16 protein-coding genes and 1 tRNA gene are annotated in these 21,000 nt (G+C 53.4%); 11 read left to right on the plus strand and 6 right to left on the minus strand.

All coding sequences use genetic code 11. The annotated features are described in order from the left end of the window. Positions 1–25 precede the first annotated feature (25 nt). Together prlC and rsmJ are read left to right on the plus strand one after the other, a co-directional pair. Positions 26–2,068, plus strand: coding sequence for an oligopeptidase A (gene prlC, locus HC231_RS23100; RefSeq protein ID WP_208229021.1), 2,043 nt, complete (start codon positions 26–28; stop codon positions 2,066–2,068). A 13-nt stretch (positions 2,069–2,081) separates the two neighbouring features. Beyond that, positions 2,082–2,837, plus strand: coding sequence for a 16S rRNA (guanine(1516)-N(2))-methyltransferase RsmJ (rsmJ, locus tag HC231_RS23105; RefSeq protein WP_208229023.1), 756 nt, complete (start codon positions 2,082–2,084; stop codon positions 2,835–2,837). A gap of 75 nt (positions 2,838–2,912) precedes the next feature. Here the strand turns inward: rsmJ and uspA are convergent, their stop codons facing one another. Next, complete coding sequence (uspA, locus tag HC231_RS23110; RefSeq protein WP_208229025.1) at positions 2,913–3,359, minus strand: universal stress protein UspA; 447 nt, start codon at positions 3,357–3,359, stop codon at positions 2,913–2,915. 543 nt (positions 3,360–3,902) lie between these two features. Here uspA and uspB point away from each other — a divergent pair. Beyond that, the gene (gene uspB, locus HC231_RS23115; protein ID WP_048636734.1) at positions 3,903–4,238 is read left to right on the plus strand and encodes a universal stress protein UspB; all 336 of its coding nucleotides are present in this window, start codon (positions 3,903–3,905) and stop codon (positions 4,236–4,238) included. A 127-nt stretch (positions 4,239–4,365) separates the two neighbouring features. On the opposite strand, the gene pitA is transcribed toward uspB, so the two are convergent. Further along, the gene (gene pitA, locus HC231_RS23120) at positions 4,366–5,877 is read right to left on the minus strand and encodes an inorganic phosphate transporter PitA (protein WP_208229027.1); all 1,512 of its coding nucleotides are present in this window, start codon (positions 5,875–5,877) and stop codon (positions 4,366–4,368) included. Between the two features lie 269 nt (positions 5,878–6,146). On the opposite strand from pitA, the gene HC231_RS23125 reads away from it, so the two are divergent. Continuing rightward, the gene (locus HC231_RS23125) at positions 6,147–7,346 is read left to right on the plus strand and encodes a BaiN/RdsA family NAD(P)/FAD-dependent oxidoreductase (protein WP_208229029.1); all 1,200 of its coding nucleotides are present in this window, start codon (positions 6,147–6,149) and stop codon (positions 7,344–7,346) included. Positions 7,347–7,557: 211 nt separating this feature from the next. Then, complete coding sequence (locus tag HC231_RS23130; RefSeq protein ID WP_208229036.1) at positions 7,558–9,141, plus strand: EAL domain-containing protein; 1,584 nt, start codon at positions 7,558–7,560, stop codon at positions 9,139–9,141. Positions 9,142–9,204: 63 nt separating this feature from the next. Here the strand turns inward: HC231_RS23130 and HC231_RS23135 are convergent, their stop codons facing one another. Together HC231_RS23135 and HC231_RS23140 are read right to left on the minus strand one after the other, a co-directional pair. After that, the gene (locus HC231_RS23135; protein WP_246494633.1) at positions 9,205–9,678 is read right to left on the minus strand and encodes an Ail/Lom family outer membrane beta-barrel protein; all 474 of its coding nucleotides are present in this window, start codon (positions 9,676–9,678) and stop codon (positions 9,205–9,207) included. Positions 9,679–10,078: 400 nt separating this feature from the next. Then, positions 10,079–10,155, minus strand: a tRNA-Pro gene (locus HC231_RS23140). Between the two features lie 239 nt (positions 10,156–10,394). Between HC231_RS23140 and uhpA the strand changes: the two genes are divergently transcribed. The 4 genes from uhpA to uhpT all read left to right on the plus strand — a co-directional run bounded on the left by uhpA (position 10,395) and on the right by uhpT (position 15,373). Continuing rightward, a complete protein-coding gene (gene uhpA / locus HC231_RS23145; RefSeq protein ID WP_208229046.1) occupies positions 10,395–10,985 on the plus strand; it encodes a response regulator transcription factor UhpA in 591 nt (196 codons plus the stop codon). Continuing rightward, a complete protein-coding gene (uhpB, locus tag HC231_RS23150) occupies positions 10,985–12,490 on the plus strand; it encodes a signal transduction histidine-protein kinase/phosphatase UhpB (RefSeq protein ID WP_208229048.1) in 1,506 nt (501 codons plus the stop codon). Before uhpA ends, uhpB begins: the two co-directional genes overlap by 1 nt. A gap of 8 nt (positions 12,491–12,498) precedes the next feature. Further along, positions 12,499–13,839 carry an MFS transporter gene (uhpC, locus tag HC231_RS23155; RefSeq protein WP_208229049.1) on the plus strand — a complete coding sequence of 447 codons (1,341 nt, stop codon included), beginning with the start codon at positions 12,499–12,501 and terminating at the stop codon, positions 13,837–13,839. Positions 13,840–13,981: 142 nt separating this feature from the next. Beyond that, entirely contained in the window at positions 13,982–15,373 is a 1,392-nt protein-coding gene (uhpT, locus tag HC231_RS23160) for a hexose-6-phosphate:phosphate antiporter (protein ID WP_208229050.1), read from the plus strand. A 354-nt stretch (positions 15,374–15,727) separates the two neighbouring features. Here the strand turns inward: uhpT and eptB are convergent, their stop codons facing one another. Continuing rightward, positions 15,728–17,404, minus strand: a complete 1,677-nt coding sequence (eptB, locus tag HC231_RS23165; RefSeq protein WP_208229051.1) for a kdo(2)-lipid A phosphoethanolamine 7''-transferase — start codon at positions 17,402–17,404, stop codon at positions 15,728–15,730. A gap of 495 nt (positions 17,405–17,899) precedes the next feature. Further along, positions 17,900–19,564: an NAD-dependent DNA ligase LigB gene (ligB, locus tag HC231_RS23170; protein WP_246494868.1), complete on the minus strand. Its 1,665-nt coding sequence runs from the start codon at positions 19,562–19,564 to the stop codon at positions 17,900–17,902. 474 nt (positions 19,565–20,038) lie between these two features. Here ligB and gmk point away from each other — a divergent pair, with 474 nt between their 5' ends. Next, positions 20,039–20,662 carry a guanylate kinase gene (gmk, locus tag HC231_RS23175; protein ID WP_208229053.1) on the plus strand — a complete coding sequence of 208 codons (624 nt, stop codon included), beginning with the start codon at positions 20,039–20,041 and terminating at the stop codon, positions 20,660–20,662. 54 nt (positions 20,663–20,716) lie between these two features. After that, entirely contained in the window at positions 20,717–20,992 is a 276-nt protein-coding gene (rpoZ, locus tag HC231_RS23180; RefSeq protein ID WP_048636744.1) for a DNA-directed RNA polymerase subunit omega, read from the plus strand. Positions 20,993–21,000: the final 8 nt, after the last annotated feature.

A 21,000-nucleotide genomic window follows, 5' to 3' on the forward strand; every position in this document is an offset into this window, starting at 1 on the left:
GGCCCCACTACATCAGGACTGCGTTATGACGAATCCATTACTGTCCCCCTTTACCCTTCCTCCCTTTTCCAAAATCAAAACGGAAGACATCGTCCCGGCGGTAAAAGCCGCGTTGGAAACGTGCCGTCAAACCGTGGAAAACGTTGTCGCGCAGCCAGGCCCCTTTACCTGGGATAACCTCTGTCAGCCGTTGGCCGACAGCGACGATCGCCTCAGCCGTATCTTTTCGCCGATCGGCCATCTGAACGCGGTAAAAAACAGCCCGGAACTGCGCAGCGCCTACGAACAGTGTCTGCCGCTGCTGTCCGAACACAGCACCTGGGTCGGCCAGCATGCCGGGCTATATCAGGCGTACCGCAGCCTGAAGGAAGGCGAACATTACGCCGCCATGAGCGTGGCGCAAAAGAAAGCGGTCGACAACGCCCTGCGTGATTTCGAACTGTCCGGCATCGGCCTGCCGCCCGAAAAGCAAAAACGTTACGGTGAAATTGCGGCCCGGCTGTCCGAACTGAGTTCGCTGTTCAGCAACAACGTGCTGGACGCCACCATGGGCTGGAGCAAACTGATCACCGATGTCTCCGAGCTGGAAGGGATGCCGGAAAGCGCGCTGGCCGCCGCCAAAGCGCAGGCGGAAGCCAAAGGGCAAGACGGCTGGCTGTTGACGCTGGATATGCCCAGCTACCTGCCGGTGATGACCTACTGCGCCAATCAGGCGCTGCGCGAGGAAATGTATCGCGCTTATACCACCCGCGCGTCCGATCAGGGACCGAATGCCGGCAAGTGGGATAACAGCGACATCATGGCGGAAAAATTGGCGCTGCGTCATGAACAGGCGCAACTGCTCGGTTTTGCGAGCTACGCGCATAAGTCTCTGGCGACCAAAATGGCGGAAAACCCGCAACAGGTGATCGATTTCCTGTCCGATCTGGCCAAACGCGCGCGTCCCCAGGCGGAAGAGGAACTGGCCCAGCTGCGCGCTTTCGCCAAAAAATTCTACGGCGTCGCAGAGTTACAGCCGTGGGATATCGCCTACTACAGCGAGCAGCAGAAACAGCATCTCTACTCTATCAGCGATGAGCAACTCCGCCCCTATTTCCCGGAACAGCGCGTCGTCGAAGGGTTGTTTGAAGTGGTTAAACGCATCTATGGCATTACCGCCAAAGAGCGCAAGGATGTGGATGTATGGCATCCGGAAGTCCGTTTCTTCGATCTGTTTGACGAAAACGGCGAACTGCGCGGCAGCTTCTACCTTGATCTCTATGCGCGCGAAAACAAACGCGGCGGCGCCTGGATGGATGACTGCGTCGGCAACCTGCGCAAAGGCGACGGCGAGCTGCAAAAACCGGTCGCCTATCTGACCTGTAACTTCAACCGTCCGGTCAACGGCAAACCGGCGCTGTTCACCCATGATGAAGTCACCACGCTGTTCCATGAGTTCGGTCACGGCCTGCACCATATGCTGACCAAAATCGATACCGCGGGCGTCGCCGGGATCAGCGGCGTACCGTGGGATGCCGTCGAATTGCCAAGCCAGTTTATGGAAAACTGGTGCTGGGAGCCGGAAGCGCTGGCCTTTATCTCCGGACACTATGAAACCGGCGAGCCGCTGCCGCAGGAACTGCTCGATAAGATGCTGGCGGCGAAGAATTATCAGGCGGCGCTGTTCATCCTGCGCCAGCTCGAATTCGGGCTGTTCGATTTCCGTCTGCATGCGGAATTCGATCCGGCCAAGGGCGCGCAAATTCTGCCGACGCTGGCCGAGGTCAAAGCGCAGGTCGCCGTGGTGCCAAGCCCAAGCTGGGGACGCTTCCCGCATGCGTTCAGCCATATCTTCGCCGGCGGTTACGCGGCCGGCTACTACAGCTATCTGTGGGCCGATGTGCTGGCGGCGGATGCCTATTCCCGCTTCCAGGAAGAAGGCATTTTCAATCGCGCCACCGGTCAGTCTTTCCTGGATAACATCCTGTCGCGCGGCGGTTCCGAAGAGCCGATGACGCTGTTCAAACGTTTCCGCGGCCGTGAACCGCGTCTGGATGCCATGCTGCGCCACTATGGCATTAAAGAGTGAACGGCGTTAAAGGATGAGTATCCGCCTGATCGCAGAAGAAGGCGCCGATAACGGCGCCCTGGCCTCGCTGGCCGAGCGCTGGGGGCTGATATCCGATCCCGCCGCAATCATGGCTCTGGCGCTGACGCCGGAGCGTCTGGAGTTGCGTAAACTGGATGAGCCCCGTCTGGGGGCGATCTATGTTGATTTCATCTCCGGGCCGATGGCGCACCGCCGCCGCTTCGGCGGCGGGCGTGGCGAGGCCGTCGCCAAGGCGGTTGGCATTAAAAAGGATTATCTGCCCGATGTGGTCGATGCCACCGCGGGGTTGGGGCGCGATGCTTTTGTGCTCGCTTCATTGGGGTGCCGGGTAAGAATGCTGGAGAGGAATCCCGTTGTGGCGGCGCTGCTGGATGACGGCTTGCAACGCGGCTATCAGGATGAGGAGATCGGCCCGTGGCTGCGCGAGCGGCTGACGCTGCTGCATGCTTCCAGCCTGCATGCATTACGCGACATAACCCCGCCGCCGGACGTTGTTTATCTCGATCCGATGTTTCCGCATCGGCAAAAAAGCGCGTTGGTGAAAAAGGAGATGCGGGTGTTTCAATCATTGGTGGGAGCGGATAACGACGCCGACGCCTTGCTGGCCCCCGCCCGGCGGCTTGCCAAAAAACGCGTGGTAGTGAAACGGCCGGACTATGCGCCGCCGCTGGCCGGCGTTCCCGCACAGTCAATGCTTGAAACCAAAAGCCACCGCTTCGATTTTTATCTGCCGCAGGACGAAGAATAATACCCAATCCTCGCTTACGCGAGGATTGATCGCTATGACGTTACGCCCGCCTTAACCTATCCCATTAACCGCCTTTTATTCTTCTGCCTCTTCCTCTTCATCCCGCAGCGGCACAATCAACATATCGATATGCACCGTGTTAATCAATTGACGCGCGGAAGACATGAGTTTGCTCCAGAAATCCTGATGGTGGCCGCAGAGCACCAAATCCATATCGTATTTCTTGATGGCATCAACCAGGATTTGGCCCAAATCGCCGCTGCCGCTCAATGTCTGAGTGATGGGATAGCCGGCGTTCTGAGAAAGCTCAAGCAGCGCATGCTGGGTTTCCTCAGAGATCCGTTGCTGCATATCACCCAAATTGACGTCGATAAGCCCAGTGTAAAGATCAGAGTAATTCACATCGACGTGAATCAAAGAAACTTTCGCGTTATACGGTCTGGCCATAGAGACCGCTTTTTCCACTAACACTTTGCTTTCCGGAGAAAGGTCAACAGCAACAAGGATATGTTTGTAAGCCATAATAAGACTCCTTCCGTAAAGGCTAATATTGGTTCAGCAGATTTTCTGCTGCCAATCTGACATTTAATAGCGATTTATATGATAGCACTTTGCTGCCTCACGGTATGTTTAGCAGATCACAACGCAATGCTTTAGCAAATACCGCACAAGATTACCCAGTAATGGAAAGCTAACATCTTGATTCTTCCATTAAAGACCTATTTTAAATCCTGTCAATATTATGCGCTAGTTTAGTAGAAAGCGCTCCTTTTTGCGCTTAAAGCATGCAGTTTATGCTTCTCTTCCGGGCATTACGGCAGAGAAAGTCGCCTAATGCGTCGATTTTATCGTAACTGTAGAAAAAAAAGACGTTCCTCTTCTACAATGAAAATGAGGGGCGTCGGTACTGTACATCCGCCTCCTCAGGGGAGAAACAACGATGGGGTTAACCGTGATGCGTTGGTCATCCGGTCACACGATAAAATCACGTGCATAACGTGTGGCATAAATATTCGCAGGCGTGTAACTGCTACTGACGAATATGACACCTACCGGGAGGGGAGCATGATCAGTACATTTGCGCTTTTCTGGGCTTTATGTGTTGTCTGCATCATCAATATGGCGCGGTATTATTCCTCATTACGCGTATTACTTCTGGTATTACGTGACTGCGATCCGTTGCTTTATCAGTACGTGGATGGAGGAGGGTTCTTTACATCGCATGGTCAGCCAAGCAAACAAATCCGGCTGGTACGCTATATCTACGCTCAGCGCTATCTTGAGCACCACGATCCCGAGTTTGTGCGCCGCTGTGAAAGGGTGCGGGGTCAGTTTCTGCTTACAACCGCGTTGTGTGGATTGGTGGTTATCAGCCTGATAGCGATGCTGATTTGGTATTGAACACATGAACTGTTATCGATAGTAAAAGGCGATCCGCTAAGAATCGCCTTTTTTATGTTTCGCAGATCCCCGCCGGCGGCCACGGATACCGTGTTAAGCATCCGTAATCAACCGGCCTTGCCTATCGCTAGATCAGCTTTAATGCCAGCCAGTACAAGGCGCCCGATAATAACAATGAGACCGGCAGCGTCAGTACCCAGGCCAACAGGATGTTTTTCACCGTTTTGCTCTGAACGCCGCCGCCATCAACGATCATCGTTCCCGCCACCGCGGATGACAATACATGGGTAGTGGAAACCGGCATCCCGGTATAACTGGCGACCCCAATCGACAACGCGGCCGTTACCTGCGCCGATACGCCCTGCGCGTAGGTCATCCCTCTCTTGCCGATTTTCTCGCCGATGGTGGTGGCGACTCGCTTCCAGCCCACCATGGTTCCCAGCGAAAGCGCCAGCGCTACGGCGACGATGATCCAAATCGGCGCATATTCGACAGTCTGCAGCAGATCCTTACGCAGATTGCTCAGGTAGCGTTTATCATCAAACTGCGTTTCCGGCAGCTTGATAACCCGATCCATAGTATCGGCAATGCACATCAGCAACCGCCGCGTCTTGCCGCGATCGTATGCGCTTAGCTGCTCATAGCTTTTCAGGTTATTGAGCAGATTCTGCGTCTGCTCGATAGCCATCATGACGCGGGAACTATCGCAGTAGAATTCCGTCGCGCCGTTCTCATCAGCGGGAATACTCTTTTCTTCCGTCGGAATCAACGGCGGCGACAGGTCGATAACATGCCCCAGCGCGGCGCCATGCTGCAGATAATATTCCTGCAGGTTAATCACCGAATCGCGGGTACGGCTGATGTCATAGCCGGAGGCATTAATATTGACGATGAACCCGGCCGGCGCCACGCCGATCAACACCAGCATAATCAAACCAATACCTTTCTGACCGTCATTGGCTCCGTGCGAAAAGCTAACGCCGATGGCCGATAAGATCAGTGCGGTGCGCGTCCAGAACGGCGGTTTCCGTTTGCCATCCTGCTTTTCACGATCGACAGGCGTTAGGTGGACGCGTTTGCGCTTTTTACTGTTGTTCCAGAAACGGCGCAGCAGGAACACCATCACGCCGGCAATAACCATCCCGACGATCGGCGACAGAATGAGCGACAGAAAGATGCTGACCATTTTGGGAATATTGAGCGCATCCACTACGGACGTATCCGTCAGCAAGGCATTGGTTAAACCGATGCCGATGATGGCGCCAATCAACGTGTGCGAGCTTGAAGCGGGAAGCCCGAAATACCAAGTGCCGAGGTTCCAGATAATGGCGGCAAGCAGCATGGAAAAGACCATTGCCAAACCATGGGCCGAACTGACATTCAGCAATAAATCGGTTGGGAGCAGGTGAACGATGGCGTAAGCGACGCTTAACCCCCCCAGCAGCACCCCCAGAAAGTTAAATACGCCCGCCATAACAACAGCGAACTGCGCTTTCATTGCGCGAGTATAGATAACGGTAGCGACGGCGTTGGCGGTATCGTGGAAGCCATTAATAGCTTCATAAAACAATACAAACAACAAAGCCAGAATCAACATCAGGCCGGTGTAATAATCCAGTCCGGCAAATAAATGTAGCATAATCGTTAGGCCATTCAGTGGTCATGAACGCGGCGCATTATCTGCGACAAGAGGTAGTGGGGAAAAGAGAAATATGACATTTTTTTGACTTAGCATATTACAGCATATGGCAAAAACGACGATTAATTAATAAAAATCAAATGATTATAATTTTTTACCAAACAACGTAAATTGTTACGCTAGTATCTGACTGAAACGAACACTACAATTTGCCGCCCTGAAGGCCGAAGACCCTCATAATCAGAGCAGATATAACCGGAGAATTTATCGTGGAACAGTTTGACGTTGTCATCATTGGCGCCGGCGCGGCGGGATTGTTCTGTGCCGCACAGGCCGGACAACGGGGACTACGCGTGCTGCTGCTCGACAACGGCAAAAAGCCGGGGCGTAAAATTTTGATGTCCGGCGGGGGACGCTGCAACTTTACCAATCTATATGCCGAACCTGCCGCTTATCTGTCTCTGAATCCTCATTTCTGCAAATCCGCCCTGGCGCGATATAGCCAATGGGATTTCATCAGCCTGGTGAACAGCCATAATATCGCCTATCACGAAAAAACCCTTGGCCAGCTATTTTGTGATGATTCGGCCCAACAGATCGTCGATATGTTGGTTAAAGAGTGCGAACGGGCTAACGTTACGATCCGTCTACGCAGCGAAGTGGCCGTAGTGGAAAAATCGGGCGACGCGTTTACGCTACAGTTAGCCGGCGGAACGACGCTGCGCGGTTCAGCGCTGGTGATCGCCAGTGGCGGCCTATCCATGCCGGGTCTGGGGGCGACACCGTTCGGTTATCAAATCGCCCGGCAATTTGGTTTGAACGTCTTGCCCACGCGCGCCGCCCTGGTGCCTTTTACGCTGCATAAACCCCTGCTGGAGCACTTACAGACGCTTGCTGGCGTCTCTGTACCGGCGGCGATCGCCGCAGAGAATGGCGTAACGTTTCGTGAAAATATCCTGTTTACCCACCGGGGACTTTCCGGCCCGGCGGTGCTCCAGCTCTCCAGCTATTGGCAGGCCGGCGAGTTCGTAACGATTAACCTGTTGCCCGATCGGGACGTGGCGGCGCTGATTAATGATGAACGGCAGTCCCACCCCAATCAAAGCCTGAAAAACACCCTGGCGCAGTGGCTCCCCAAACGGTTGGTCGAGTGTCTGCAAACGCTGGGGCAATTGCCTGATGTCACGCTAAAGCAGTTGAATGGCGCTCAGCAGTTGCAAATCGAGAAAGCCATCGGGCAATGGCGGGTGCAGCCTAATGGCACCGAAGGCTACCGAACGGCGGAAGTCACGTTAGGCGGCGTAGATACCCGTGAGCTGTCGTCAAAAACCATGGAGGCCGGTAAAGTACCGGGGCTGTATTTTATTGGCGAAGTGGTTGATGTAACCGGCTGGCTTGGCGGCTATAATTTTCAGTGGGCCTGGAGCTCGGCCTGGGCCTGCGCGCAAGCGCTTCCTCCCGCCAGCTAGCAACAATAAATAAAATAATAGTAGCGGTTGGCTATGACATCCCACCATCATGACATTGAAACAAAAGAACATTCGTAGAAACGATTTAATTCGCGCCTAGTAATAAATTATCAGTAAAAACAATGTATTTTACTGCCTTTGCAGGCTTGTCACCGCTGCCAACTCACGTATCCTCATCCAAGGCATTGGATCCGCGAAAAAGGAGAGGCGGATGATTTCCGAACATGGCAAGAAGCATAAAAATCATTGGTTCCTATTATTCATAGCGGGTGTGCTGCCGCTACTGCTTGGCCTACTGTTTACCTTCGTTGAATCCCGAATGATGGTGAAACGAGACCTTGAATCTACCGCGCAAATCGTCATGTTTCATACGGAACACATCGCAGAACAAGCATGGACGATGGTTGCCGAACTCAATCATTTTGCCGGCCGGCCGTGTAGCGCAATCAGCGCCGATCTACAGCACCTCAGCTCGGTATTCTCCTACTTTCGCGTGATAGGCGTAACGCAAGGCGGCAAGATTTACTGTTCGTCGAGACCCCGCAATATCTCAACACCAATGGATATCGCCATTCAACAATCCCTATCCGCGCCAATATATGAACGATGGAGCCGATCCATTAAAGGGGGGCTCAGCCCAAAAGACCGGCCGGCGATCATTTTCGCTCAGTCATCCCCCAAGGGTTATGGTTCTTATGTCGTGGCTGATGCCCGGTATCTTATCGATCTGATGCGCGCGGTCAGTCAGATGCGAAAATACCTGCTGACGTTAACGGTAAACAAGGGTTATTCCATTCAGGTTGGCCAGCCAATCCCCCCCATTTCAGGCATCTTCCCCAGTATGGAATTGATTCTCAAATCAAGCCGGTATCCGATCGCCATACGCGTAACCGCGCCAACGGCGGAATCGATAAGGGCATGGAAACAAACGAGCTTTATCTTCCTTCCGCTTACGGTCGCCCTATCGCTGATTTTCACCGCCATCACATGGCGCAGGCTAAAGCGTAAACACTTTTTCCAGGATAAAGTGCGCAAAGGGATCGCCAAAGGCGAATTTTCCGTCTATTACCAGCCGATTTATAACTCCGAGTCGCAAAACTGCACCGGGGTTGAAGCCTTGCTGCGCTGGCGGCGCAGCAATGGAGAGTGGATCAAGCCTGAAGTTTTTATCTCGATCGCCGAAAAGGAAGGCATGATTATTCCCATCACCCGCCACCTGTTTGATCTTGTCGCATCAGACATCGCGGGCTGGAAGATAAAACCGGGGTTCCATCTTGGCCTCAATGTGGCCGCGGAACATTTACACCACCCGGATTTTGTCGAGGATGTCCGCCGCTTCGCGGCAAGGGTCGCATCATACCGGTTGAACATTACGCTGGAACTCACGGAACGAACCCTGATCAGCACCGGTTCCGACGTAATACAGCGTCTGCATCAGCTGCGGAAGGATGGATTTCTCATCTCCATTGATGACTTCGGCACCGGCCACTGCTCGCTTTCGTATCTGCAAAATTTCCCGTTGGATTTCCTGAAAATCGATCGGGGGTTTATCCGCACCGTCTCGTCGCCGGATGAGGAAGCGCCTATCCTTGACGCCATCATTAACCTCAGCCATCGCATGAAGCTGGGCATGGTGGCGGAAGGCGTCGAAACTATCGAACAGTTGACCTACCTAAAACAGCGCGGCGTTATTTTCATTCAGGGATTCCTTTACGCCAGACCCATGAGCAACGAATCCCTTATCGTCTGGCTTCATTACAACGGCGACAGATCGCTGGAGAGGATGATAGGTTAAGAAGATTAGGACATAACCGGCGGGGATCAACGCCTGCCGGTTATGTTTTGCAAACACAGAAAATCAGAAGCGGTAGCCGACGCCAACGTTGAAACTGTCGGCTCGGACATCAAAGGTTTTCGTGCCTTCATAACCAACGTCAATCACCCAGTTTTCGACAGGCGCGACCTGCACGCCAAAACCATAGGCAAAGCTGGTTTTCTTTTCGCTGCCGGATTGACGCATTACGTCGCCTTCTTCCCAACTCGACTTACCATAGCCAATACCAGCCAGACCATAGACGCTGACAATGTCGTTAAAGCGGTAAGACGGCCCTGCCATCAATGAGTAATATTTAAACTTATAGGTGTCATTGCTGGAATTTGGATAATAATCGGTCTGTTTCGCCCCTAAATAGGTGAAAGAACCGATAATACCGACGGCGGAATCACCCTGATAATGGTACTTGGCCGTAATACCTTTCAGGTCTTTAAAATCGTCAACCTTAGCTTGCGCATAACCTAATGATACCGTCTGAGTTGCATTTGCAACCGACATTCCCATACCAAGCAGAAATCAACAGCGTCGTTTTTTTCATCATTGAGACATCTTCCATGTTTGCATAATCGTGACAATGCAATGTGTAAACTACGTGATAGTTAAACACCGCACCTATTTTGTTCGCACACAAAATTACATTTAACAAAGATTTTGTAAACAGACTTACATTTCACTATTAACTTAAATTTAACATAAGTTTTTAAGATGTTGATTAATAAAGAATAAAAAATAAATACCAGCGTAATCCACTGTTTTTTGAGAAATGTCTTATGACTGAAAAGATCACCATTACGAAATGACGGAGCCGATCACGATTAACGATGATGACATCGGCACATCAGCTATCAGATGTAATAAAAAGGGAACGGAAAACAGAGAGAAAAGCAAAGAAAGGAATTGGTCGGTGAGAGAGGATTCGAACCTCCGACCCCTTCGTCCCGAACGAAGTGCGCTACCAGGCTGCGCCACTCACCGAATGCGGGCGCATATTACTGCTACCCTATTGAAGCGTCAATCCCTTTTTAGAAAAACGATTCCGGCTGTTGGTAAAGTATCCACTCGCCGATCTCATCCCTAGCCCGTATTCACGTCCACGGTGAATCAGGCGGATAGACGATCCGCTAAACGTGTTAAATACGGAACAAACGAACAAGACTTGAACGATGCAATCAGTGACGTTAAGGTACTCGCCTGTTATAACGCCTGGTTTTCCCATGATCACTATTGCTCTCATTGACGATCATCTCATCGTTCGTTCCGGTTTTGCCCAACTGCTGGCGCTTGAGCCGGATATGCAGGTGGTCGGCGAATTTGGCTCCGGCCGCGAAGCGCTGGCCGGTCTACCGGGACGCACCGTGCAAGTCTGCATATGCGATATCTCAATGCCCGATATTTCCGGTCTCGAACTCTTAAGCCAGTTGCCGAGAGGAATGGCGGTGGTGATGCTGTCGGTTCACGATAGCCCGGCGCTGATTGAACAAGCGCTAAATGCCGGCGCGCGCGGATTTCTCTCCAAACGCTGTAGTCCCGATGAACTCATTGCGGCGGTTCGCACCGTGGCAACCGGCGGTTGTTACCTCACGCCGGACGTCGCGCTGAAGCTGGCCTCGTCCAAGCGGGATCCGCTAACCCGCCGCGAACATCAGGTAGCGGAAAAGCTCGCGCAGGGGATGGCGGTAAAAGAGATTGCCGCGGAACTGGGGTTATCGCCCAAAACGGTACACGTTCACCGCGCCAACCTGATGGAAAAACTCGGCATCAGCAACGATGTCGAGCTGGCCCGACGTATGTTTGATGGTTGGTGATGCGTCCATTACTTACCCGGCTGATTTCCATTATCGCCAGCTTCTTTATCTTCTCCGCCGCGTGGTTCTGCCTGTGGGGCATTAGTCTGCATCTGGTGGAGCGGCCCGATCTGGCCGCGTTGCTCTTCCCATTCGGTTTACGCCTGGGCCTGATGTTGCAATGTCCGCGCGGCTACTGGCCGGTATTGCTCGGCAGCGAATGGCTGCTGCTGGTTTGGCTGTCGCAGGAAGTTCCCCTGCTTCATTTACCCTTATTGATGATCGGAAGCCTGCTGTCGCTATTGCCGGTCACATTGATTAGCCGCCGCCGGCCACGCCGGAATGACTGGCACATCCTGTTGCTGCAAGGCGGCGCGCTGATCGCGGCCGCGTTATTACAATCCCTGCCGTGGATTGGCGCGGGAGAAGATCCGTTTACCGTACTGCTGCTGACCCTGACCGGCGGACTCACGCTGGCGCCCACCTGTCTGGTTATCTGGCATTATCTTACCAGCGCCACCTGGCTGCCGCTTGGCCCGGCCCTGGTTTCGCAGCCTATCAACTGGCGCACCCGCCACCTGGTCTGGTATCTGCTGCTGTTTGTCATCAGCCTGTGGCTACAGTTAGGGTTGCCGAATGAACTGGCGCGTTTTACGCCATTCTGCCTGGCGCTGCCGATCATCGCCCTCGCCTGGCATTATGGCTGGCAAGGGGCGTTAATCGCGACGTTGATGAATGCCATCGCCCTGCTGGCCAGCCAGACATGGCACGATCATCCCGTGGATTTACTGTTATCGCTGCTGGCGCAAAGCCTGACGGGATTACTCCTGGGGGCGGGGATTCAGCGGTTAAGAGAGCTTAACCAGTCTTTGCAAAACCAGCTCGCCCGCAACCACCTCCTGGCGGAGCGGTTACTGGAAACCGAAGAGAGCGTGCGACGGGAAGTCGCGCGCGAGTTGCACGACGATATCGGCCAAACGATTACCGCGATCCGTACCCAGGCCGGTATTTTACAACGCCTGGCGCCGGAAAATGACCGGGTGAAACAGAGCGGCGCGTTGATAGAGACATTGTCTCTCGGCGTATATGACTCGGTTCGCCGTTTGCTGGGCCGGCTGCGTCCGCGCCAGTTGGACGACCTTTCCCTTCAGCAGGCGATACGTTCGCTGATGCGCGAAATGGAATTGGAATCGCGCGGCGTCGTAAGCCGCCTTACCTGGCTAATCGATGAAACGCAACTTAGCGAAAGCCAGCGCGTCACGCTGTTTCGCGTCTGCCAGGAAGGACTGAATAACATCGTCAAGCATGCCAATGCCGACATGGTAACGCTACAGTGCTATTGCAAAGACAACCAGATCCTGCTGGTGATTGAAGACGACGGCTGCGGCATGGCGCCGAATTCCGGGCAACTGGGTATGGGACTGACCGGAATGCGCGAACGCGTTTCGGCCCTTGGCGGTTCGCTGAATATTTCCGGCACTCGCGGAACGCGCGTTGCCGTCAGTCTGCCGTTGCGCAATCAATAAGGATCGTCATGTTTGGTTTTCTGAAAATCCCCCCCAGCATACCGCCGCTCACCGACCGGCAAGCGATCGACGATACGTACCGCTACTGGCGGCGACATATCCTTATCTCCATCTATCTGGGCTATGCGCTGTTTTACTTCACGCGTAAAAGTTTCAGCGCGGCGGTGCCGGATATTCTCGCCAACGACATTCTGACGCGCAGCGATATCGGCCTGCTCGCCACGCTGTTTTACGTCACCTATGGGCTATCGAAGTTCTTTTCCGGTATCGTCAGCGACCAGTCCAACGCCCGCTACTTCATGGGGTTGGGCTTGATGGCCAGCGGCGTGATAAATATCTTGTTTGGTTTTTCATCATCGCTGTGGGTATTCGCCCTGCTGTGGGTCGCCAATGCGTTCTTTCAGGGGTGGGGTTCGCCGGTATGCGCGCGCTTACTCACTACCTGGTACTCACGTACCGAACGCGGCGGCTGGTGGGCGGTATGGAACACGGCGCATAACGTGGGCGGCGCGCTAATCCCGATAGTCGTGGGTGCGGCGGCGCTGCACTACGGCTGGCGCGCCGGGCTGGTTATCGCCGGGGCATTGGCGATTTTGGCCGGTCTGTTTCTATGCAGGCGATTGCGCGATCGTCCGCAAACGCTTGGGCTGCCGAGCGTGGGAGAGTGGCGGCGCGACGCGCTGGAAATCGCGCAACAGTATGAGGGGACGGGGCTATCGCACCGGGAAATCCTTCATAAGTATGTGCTCGCCAACCCCTACATCTGGCTGCTGGCGCTCTGCTATGTGCTGGTTTACCTGGTGCGGGCGGCCATCAACGATTGGGGCAATCTGTATATGTCGGAGACGCTCGGCGTGGATCTGGTCACGGCCAATTCGGCGGTAACGATGTTTGAATTGGGCGGATTTATTGGCGCGCTGGTTGCGGGCTGGGGATCGGACAAACTATTCAACGGCAACCGCGGGCCGATGAATCTGATCTTCGCCGCCGGCATCCTGCTATCTGTCGGATCGCTGTGGCTCATGCCGTTCGCCAGCTACGTTATGCAGGCGGCCTGTTTCTTTACCACGGGATTTTTTGTCTTTGGCCCGCAAATGCTGATAGGCATGGCGGCCGCGGAGTGTTCGCACAAAGACGCGGCGGGTGCCGCGACCGGCTTCGTCGGCTTGTTCGCCTATCTGGGCGCGTCGCTTTCCGGTTGGCCGCTGGCGCAAATTATGGATATCTGGCACTGGACCGGTTTCTTTGCGGTTATTGCGGTGGCGGCGGGCGTTTCCGCATTGCTGCTACTGCCGTTTTTAAACGCCCAGGCTCCGCGCGCTCCGGAAAAAACGCGCGCAGAAGCGTGACCCGCTTCACCCTTTTTCACACAGAAGGCCAAAACCGAGAAAATTTCCTAGTTTTGACTGGATGATGTCTTAAGCCAGTTCCGGCCCCGGTTTCTTACAATGCGGCCATTTTCCAGCGTTCGCATTGTAAGAGGAGACAACCATGCTGGCCTTTCTTAATCAGGTGCGCAAGCCGACCCTGAACCTGCCGCTCGAAGAGCGGCGCAAAATGTGGTTCAAACCCTTTATGCAGTCCTACCTGGTGGTCTTTATCGGCTACCTGACGATGTACCTGATCCGCAAGAATTTCAACATCGCCCAGAATGATATGATCTCCACCTACGGCCTGAGTATGACTCAGTTAGGGATGATCGGTCTGGGATTCTCCATCACTTACGGCGTGGGGAAAACGCTGGTCTCCTACTATGCGGATGGTAAGAATACCAAGCAGTTCCTGCCGTTTATGCTGATTCTCTCCGCCATCTGTATGCTGGGCTTCAGCGCCAGTATGGGCTCCGGCTCCGTCAGCCTGTTTCTGATGATCGCCTTCTATGCGTTGAGCGGGTTCTTCCAGAGCACCGGCGGATCGTGCAGCTATTCCACCATCACCAAATGGACGCCGCGCCGTAAACGCGGAACCTATCTTGGCATGTGGAACATCTCTCATAACCTGGGCGGCGCCGGCGCGGCGGGCGTAGCGTTATTCGGCGCGAATTACGTGTTCAACGGCCACGTGATCGGCATGTTCATCGTCCCCTCCGTTATCGCGCTGATTATCGGCTTTATCGGGCTGCGCTATGGCAGCGACTCCCCGGAGGCTTACGGCCTGGGCAAGGCGGAAGAGCTGTTTGGCGAAGAGATCAGCGATGAGGACAAAGAAGCGGAAGACAGCTCGATGACGAAATGGCAGATCTTCGTCGAATACGTACTGAAGAACAAAGTCATCTGGCTGCTGTGTTTCTCCAACGTCTTCCTCTATGTGGTGCGTATCGGCATCGACCAATGGTCCACGGTCTATGCCTATCAAGAGCTGAAGATGTCAAAAGAGGTGGCGATTCAGGGCTTTACTCTGTTTGAAGCCGGCGCGCTGGTGGGCACGCTGCTGTGGGGCTATCTCTCCGACCTTGCCAACGGCCGCCGCGCTCTGGTCGCCTGTATCGCACTGGCGCTGATCATTGCAACGCTGGGCATCTACCAGCACGCCAGCAATCCGTACATTTATCTCTCCTCGTTGTTTGCGCTCGGCTTCCTGGTTTTTGGCCCGCAGCTGCTGATTGGCGTCGCCGCCGTGGGCTTTGTGCCGAAAAAAGCCATCAGCGCCGCCGACGGCATTAAAGGCACCTTCGCGTATCTGATTGGCGATAGCTTCGCAAAACTGGGGCTGGGGATGATTGCCGACGGTACGCCGATCTTCGGTCTGACCGGCTGGGCGGGCACCTTCGCCGCGCTGGATACGGCCGCCATCGCCTGCATCTGCCTGATGGCGATGGTGGCGGTAATGGAAGAACGTAAAATCCGCCGCGAAAAACGTATTCACAAACAAAAGACAGCATAATCCGTTGATAACAGGGATAAGCCCGGCCGATGTACCGGGCCGTTTCCGATGACGCCAAACCGCAGCGAAAGCGGATCCCCATCGACATAAATGCTGCGTTGATTACCGGAAACCAAACCACGCTTCTGCTTCATTCCCGCGCTGGCGCGAATTAGTCTAATGGTTATTCACGGTCTCAGCGGCAGCATCCCCGCCAACTAACGCGGGGATAACGATGGTTGTTGCCGGGAATGCGAAGTATAGGCGGGGATGGCCCGATACTCTTCGCAGATACAGCGTCAATCAGGCACCGCAAGGTTGCCATCCCGGCCCATTCCCCAACCAGAATAACGCCTTCAATACCGGGCTTCCCCGTTAGCTTCCCTTGTTGCACCAGTTATTTTTAGGATTGATGCCGCCATTCGGCGAGGTATAGCCGAGACATCCCAGTATCGAGTCAAACAGCTCTTCGTGACGATGCGTTTTCCCTATTCGCTGTTGCGCCTTTAGCCGGTCGAAAGCATTCAGGTTATTGGCGTCCGCCAGGAATTTATCCGACGCCCACACCATCATCGGTGAGCGGAACTGCTCCGGCGGCGCCATTTCGCGCGGCGTACCGTGCAGATGGAAGTTTTCATCGATGGACTCGCCGTGATCGGAGGCGTAAAACACCAGCGCCTTCTTATCCCGCACCTGATTGATAACGTTGTCTATGAAACTGTCGGTGTACAACACGCTGTTATCAAAGGCATTAATCAACTGCTCGCGGGAACAGGATGCGTCTACCCCCATGCATTCCGGCTGGTAGCGGGCATAGCTGCGCGGGTAACGCATTGAATAGAGATAGTGAGACCCTTTGGTATGCAGCACAATCAAATGCTTGCCTTTCGGGTAGCGAGCCAGCGATTCCTTAACTTCGTCCACCAGCAGCATGTCATCCACGGACTTACCATCGTTATCCCTTTCCGATGCGATCATTTCACGGAAAGAATAGTTGTCCGCTTCAATGCTGTTATAAAACCAAACTTCACTTTGCATCGCAAAGAGCTCGGACGTGAACCCCAGTTCCTTTAGCACCGCAAAGATATTCTGTTCTTTCAGCGTCCGTTGCGGGTTATCTTCCGTCCCGCCTTCCCGTACAAACATGCAACGCATGGAAAGTTTGGTCGAGGTGTCGCAGGATTGCCCGCGAAAAGCCACCAGATTTTTTTCTTTCGACAGTTTTGGCGTGGTATCGCGGCCATACCCAAGCAGACCCATGTGATCCCAACGGGTGGTTTCGCCAATGATGAAAACCACATAAGTGTCATCAATCCCTTTTGGCGGAATATAGGTAAAATGTTTGCCGGGATCGAACAGGTTCTCCGCATCCTGATTTTCATCATATTTGGTGTAAGCGAACAGCCCCAGCGCAGACAGCCAGTTTGACGGCAGATAAGAGTGAGCGACCACCCCGCCGTAGCTCGGCAAATCAACGTTAGAAGACTTTTCAGAGATAGACTGGGTTTTATCCATATAGCGGATCGGAAACCAGACCAGGGCGACCACCGCCAGCAGCACAAGAACCGGCGTCAGGCGTTTCCCCGGCGATTTGAGTTGCTCAATCAACGTATGACGTAACGAGTTTTTCCAAATCAGCAGCAAAGGTAACGCGCTCACCACCACCATCCATAGAATAAAACGCATCCCTATAACTTCTTTAGAAAGATCGATGTCGGTTGTCATGACGGCGGCAATAATGCCGTAACCGATAACGACATTAAAAAATGTCATGTAATAACTGGCTGCGACAGAAATAAGCACCAGTAGCGATGCGACAACGCGATAAAAATAGCGCCCCCCCAGAGAGATAATGCGCATAAGAAAAAAGGTAAAAAGGATACAAGCGGCCAGCTCAATTATCATGGGAATGAACTTTGATACCTGGGTACCCGCAAGTAATGAGAAAGAATCAAAACGGCGATGAAAAACGGAAAGATTAAGAAAAAAACCGATGTATACTGCCAGTATGAACGATAACTTGGTTTGAGAAACAGAAGGGCTCAACTTCATTGCAGCAAATGCTCCGACAGAACTTTATTTATTATCTGAAGCTATAGGACAACACTGTAATGCCAGAGTTCAGGCCCGGAAAATAAGTAGTTATTTTTGTAATAAGAAGTAATTGCGTCATAAAGCCACCGAGAGCCGCATTAAACATGGTCAGCCGCATATCCAAAGAAGAAAAAACGCTATACTTTCCTTTCAAATCATAAAATTAAACCCTAAAAGCAAATGCGGCGGCCTTCTGTTTTTCATCCGCCAAATAATAAACCACCGTTATTTTGTGGATATTGAGTATTATTCATTCGACACGATAAATGATGAAATTTATTCCCCATTGCCCCTCCAGAACCAATCAGGATATTCATATCTACAAGATTACCGTCGGATTTTTATTTATGCGTCACAGCATAACCTGTCTCTCATTTAGCACATGATGCTGCTATCCATATTTTAATTATGGTTAATTTTCATCGTACTAAGCCGCCGGCGCTTTTCTGCAAACTACGTTTTGATCCCTTCACGGCTTATTCTGGCTATAAGTTCAACAACGACCGGATGGTGCAAAAAAGCCATAATCTCTTCAGCCAATTTAGCGCCAACCCCCGGAAACTGTCGCCACTGCGACAATGTACGTTGTTGCAGCTGCAACCAGTTCATATTATCCAGCGCGCCGCTGGCTGAACGGGGTAAGGGAAGCCCGAGCGCCAATAACCAACGCGCCAGAGGTTGCCGACGAGCCTGTTGCAAACTCTCATAAATATTATCGGCCTGTTTGTTGCCCACGCCCCAGACATCGCCTATCTGCGCTCTGGTCAGAGTCAACCATGATAAAACGTCACTCAGCGCGCCGTGCTGTATCAGGCGCCGCCACACGCCTTCACTGATGCCTTTAAGATTCAGTCCATGCTCCCCGCTTAGCCAGGTTAAACGCGAGAGCATTTGCCGCTGGCAGGGAATGCTGTACTGAAAACAGCTAAGGTTATGGAAATCATCCGCATTCGGAGGCGTGACCGGTGAACGCTCAGCCGTCCGCCAGACGACCTTATCCAACCGCGGAATCCCCTGCCCCGCCAGGCTGATGCCGACCTGATCGCCGGGCAGAACGTCCCATTGCCTCCAGCGCGATAGCGATCCGACATTAACCCGGTGAACAAACTTATCATCCAACCGCAATGGATTGAGATTCAGGACAACGTTTACCTTACCGGTGCGACCAATAGAAAAATCTACCCCCTTCACTTCCGCCACCCGCTGAACCAACGGATATTTCCAGGCGATAGCCCAATCGGCGGGCGTATCTCGCCAGTAGCGTCCCGCAGGCTCCTTATCCTGACGGATCACCACGCCATCGGTAACGAAAGGCAAGGGATGGCGATACCAGTACGCCCGCCAGCGCTCGGCGTCTCCCAGCGATGAAATGGGATGCGTATAGTCGGCCGTCAAAGCGAATCCCATCGCCCGCAGCGCATCAAGACGCTCAGGCAATGCGGCGGGGCCATCGGGCCATGCCCAGATAAAGATTCCGATGCGCGGCAAAACAGATGAGGCCGCATGGCGACGCATTTCCCCCGCCACCGCCGCGCGGGCATTGATGCCACCTTGCCGCTCCTGCCGATGGTCGTCCACCTTAAGAAATAGCTCCCCCTGCAACACCACGCTTGGGGGCGCATTCATCAACCGTTTGGGAATATCCGCAATAGCGAGAGCCTTCTCCGTCCAGTTTTCGCCCCGTATGCCGTTGCCCCGGCTCGTTGCCGATACCAGCCTTCCCCGCCGATACGCCAGCGTTACTGCTACGCCGTCAATTTTGGGCTGGATCCATAAATCCTTATGCCGCGTTATCCATTGCGACAGCCGTTCGCGTTCAGACAGCTTTTTCAAACCAGTATGCGCCACGGGGTGACGTTGTTTACCGCCGTTCGGCAAGCGGACGGCGAAATCCTCCCCATCCGGTTGAAAACAGCGACGCCAATAGTTCAACCGGCTCCGGAGCTGATCATAAACCTCGTCCTCCACCAGGCTGACGCCCGCTTTATAATAGGCGTCGTCCCACTGCGCCAACTGCTGGCGCAGCATCGCCATCTCTTTTAGGGCCCGGTCGTTCGACCACTCCGGGCAGGAGGCGATCGCAATGCATGGCCAACCGACCCATCCCGCCAATACCATGACGACAAACCGTCTGAACCAGAAATTCATGTAGCCTCTCCCATCAATACGGACTGAATGCAGGCAGTACAGCGCAGTCGCCGGCGCAAAACGAGGGAGAAAACCGGGGAATGCAAAACGCTTCGCAAAGTTTTTTATCGTTTGCAAACCGTATGAAAAACAATGGGAACCGGCGGTGAAACGCAGGTGGAAAGACTTGGCAAGCGGCATTTATAATGGCATAACGATAAAACATTCTGCGGCGATATTTATCGTAACGCGACTGATGGGGCATCGCCGTGTATAATGTGAGGAAATGCACACTCTGCTGCATCCATACCCTAAATAATTCGAGTTTCGGGAAGGCGGCGACGCGGTGAATCCCCGGCGGCTTGCTCAAGTAAGCGGCTAAGATGAACGAGGAAAGCCAACGCACCGGCAACTTGAAGTACGACGGGTATATACCCGTTAATCGCAATTAATAAAACTTCAATTATGGCTCAAGGCACGTTATATATCGTTTCCGCCCCCAGCGGGGCAGGAAAATCCAGTTTGATCCAGGCGCTATTAAAAACACAGCCGCTTTACGACACTCAGGTATCGATTTCTCATACCACGCGAGCCAAACGGCCGGGAGAAAGCCACGGCGAACACTACTTCTTCGTCTCGGTTGATGAATTTAAACGTATGATCCGGGAAAACGAATTTCTGGAGTATGCTGAAGTTTTCGGTAATTACTACGGTACATCCCGCACTGCGATTGAACAGGTATTGGCAACGGGCGTAGATGTATTTCTGGATATTGACTGGCAAGGCGCCCAGCAAATCCGTACCCAAATGCCGCTGGCGCGCAGCATTTTCATTTTGCCGCCGTCGAAAGAAGAGCTGGAACGCCGCCTGCGCGGCCGCGGCCAGGACAACGAGGACGTCATCGCGCGTCGTATGGCTCAGGCCGTCGCGGAAATGACGCATTATGCCGAATATGATTATTTGATTGTTAATGATGATTTCGATTTGGCATTGCTCGATTTAAAAACCATTATTCGCGCCGAACGTCTGCGTTTAAGCAGACAAAAAGTACGGCATGATGCATTAATCACCAAACTATTGGCAGACTGACGGCTCTTTCAGTATGATGCCCAGTCATTTTATATCCCTGTGGAGTAGCACATTATGGCACGCGTAACTGTTCAAGACGCTGTAGAGAAAATTGGTAATCGTTTTGACCTGGTGTTGGTCGCTGCTCGTCGCGCCCGCCAAATCCAAACGGGCGGCAAAGAGCCGCTGGTTGCGGAAGAAAACGATAAATACACGGTGATCGCGCTGCGCGAGATCGAAGAAGGTCTGATCAACGCCCAAATTCTGGACGTTCGAGACCGTCAGGAGCAGCAAGAGCAGGAAGCCGCGGAAATTCAAGCGGTCACCGCAATTGCTGAAGGCCGCCGTTAATTAGACTA

This window comes from Brenneria izadpanahii, from assembly GCF_017569925.1.
GTDB lineage: Bacteria > Pseudomonadota > Gammaproteobacteria > Enterobacterales > Enterobacteriaceae > Brenneria > Brenneria izadpanahii.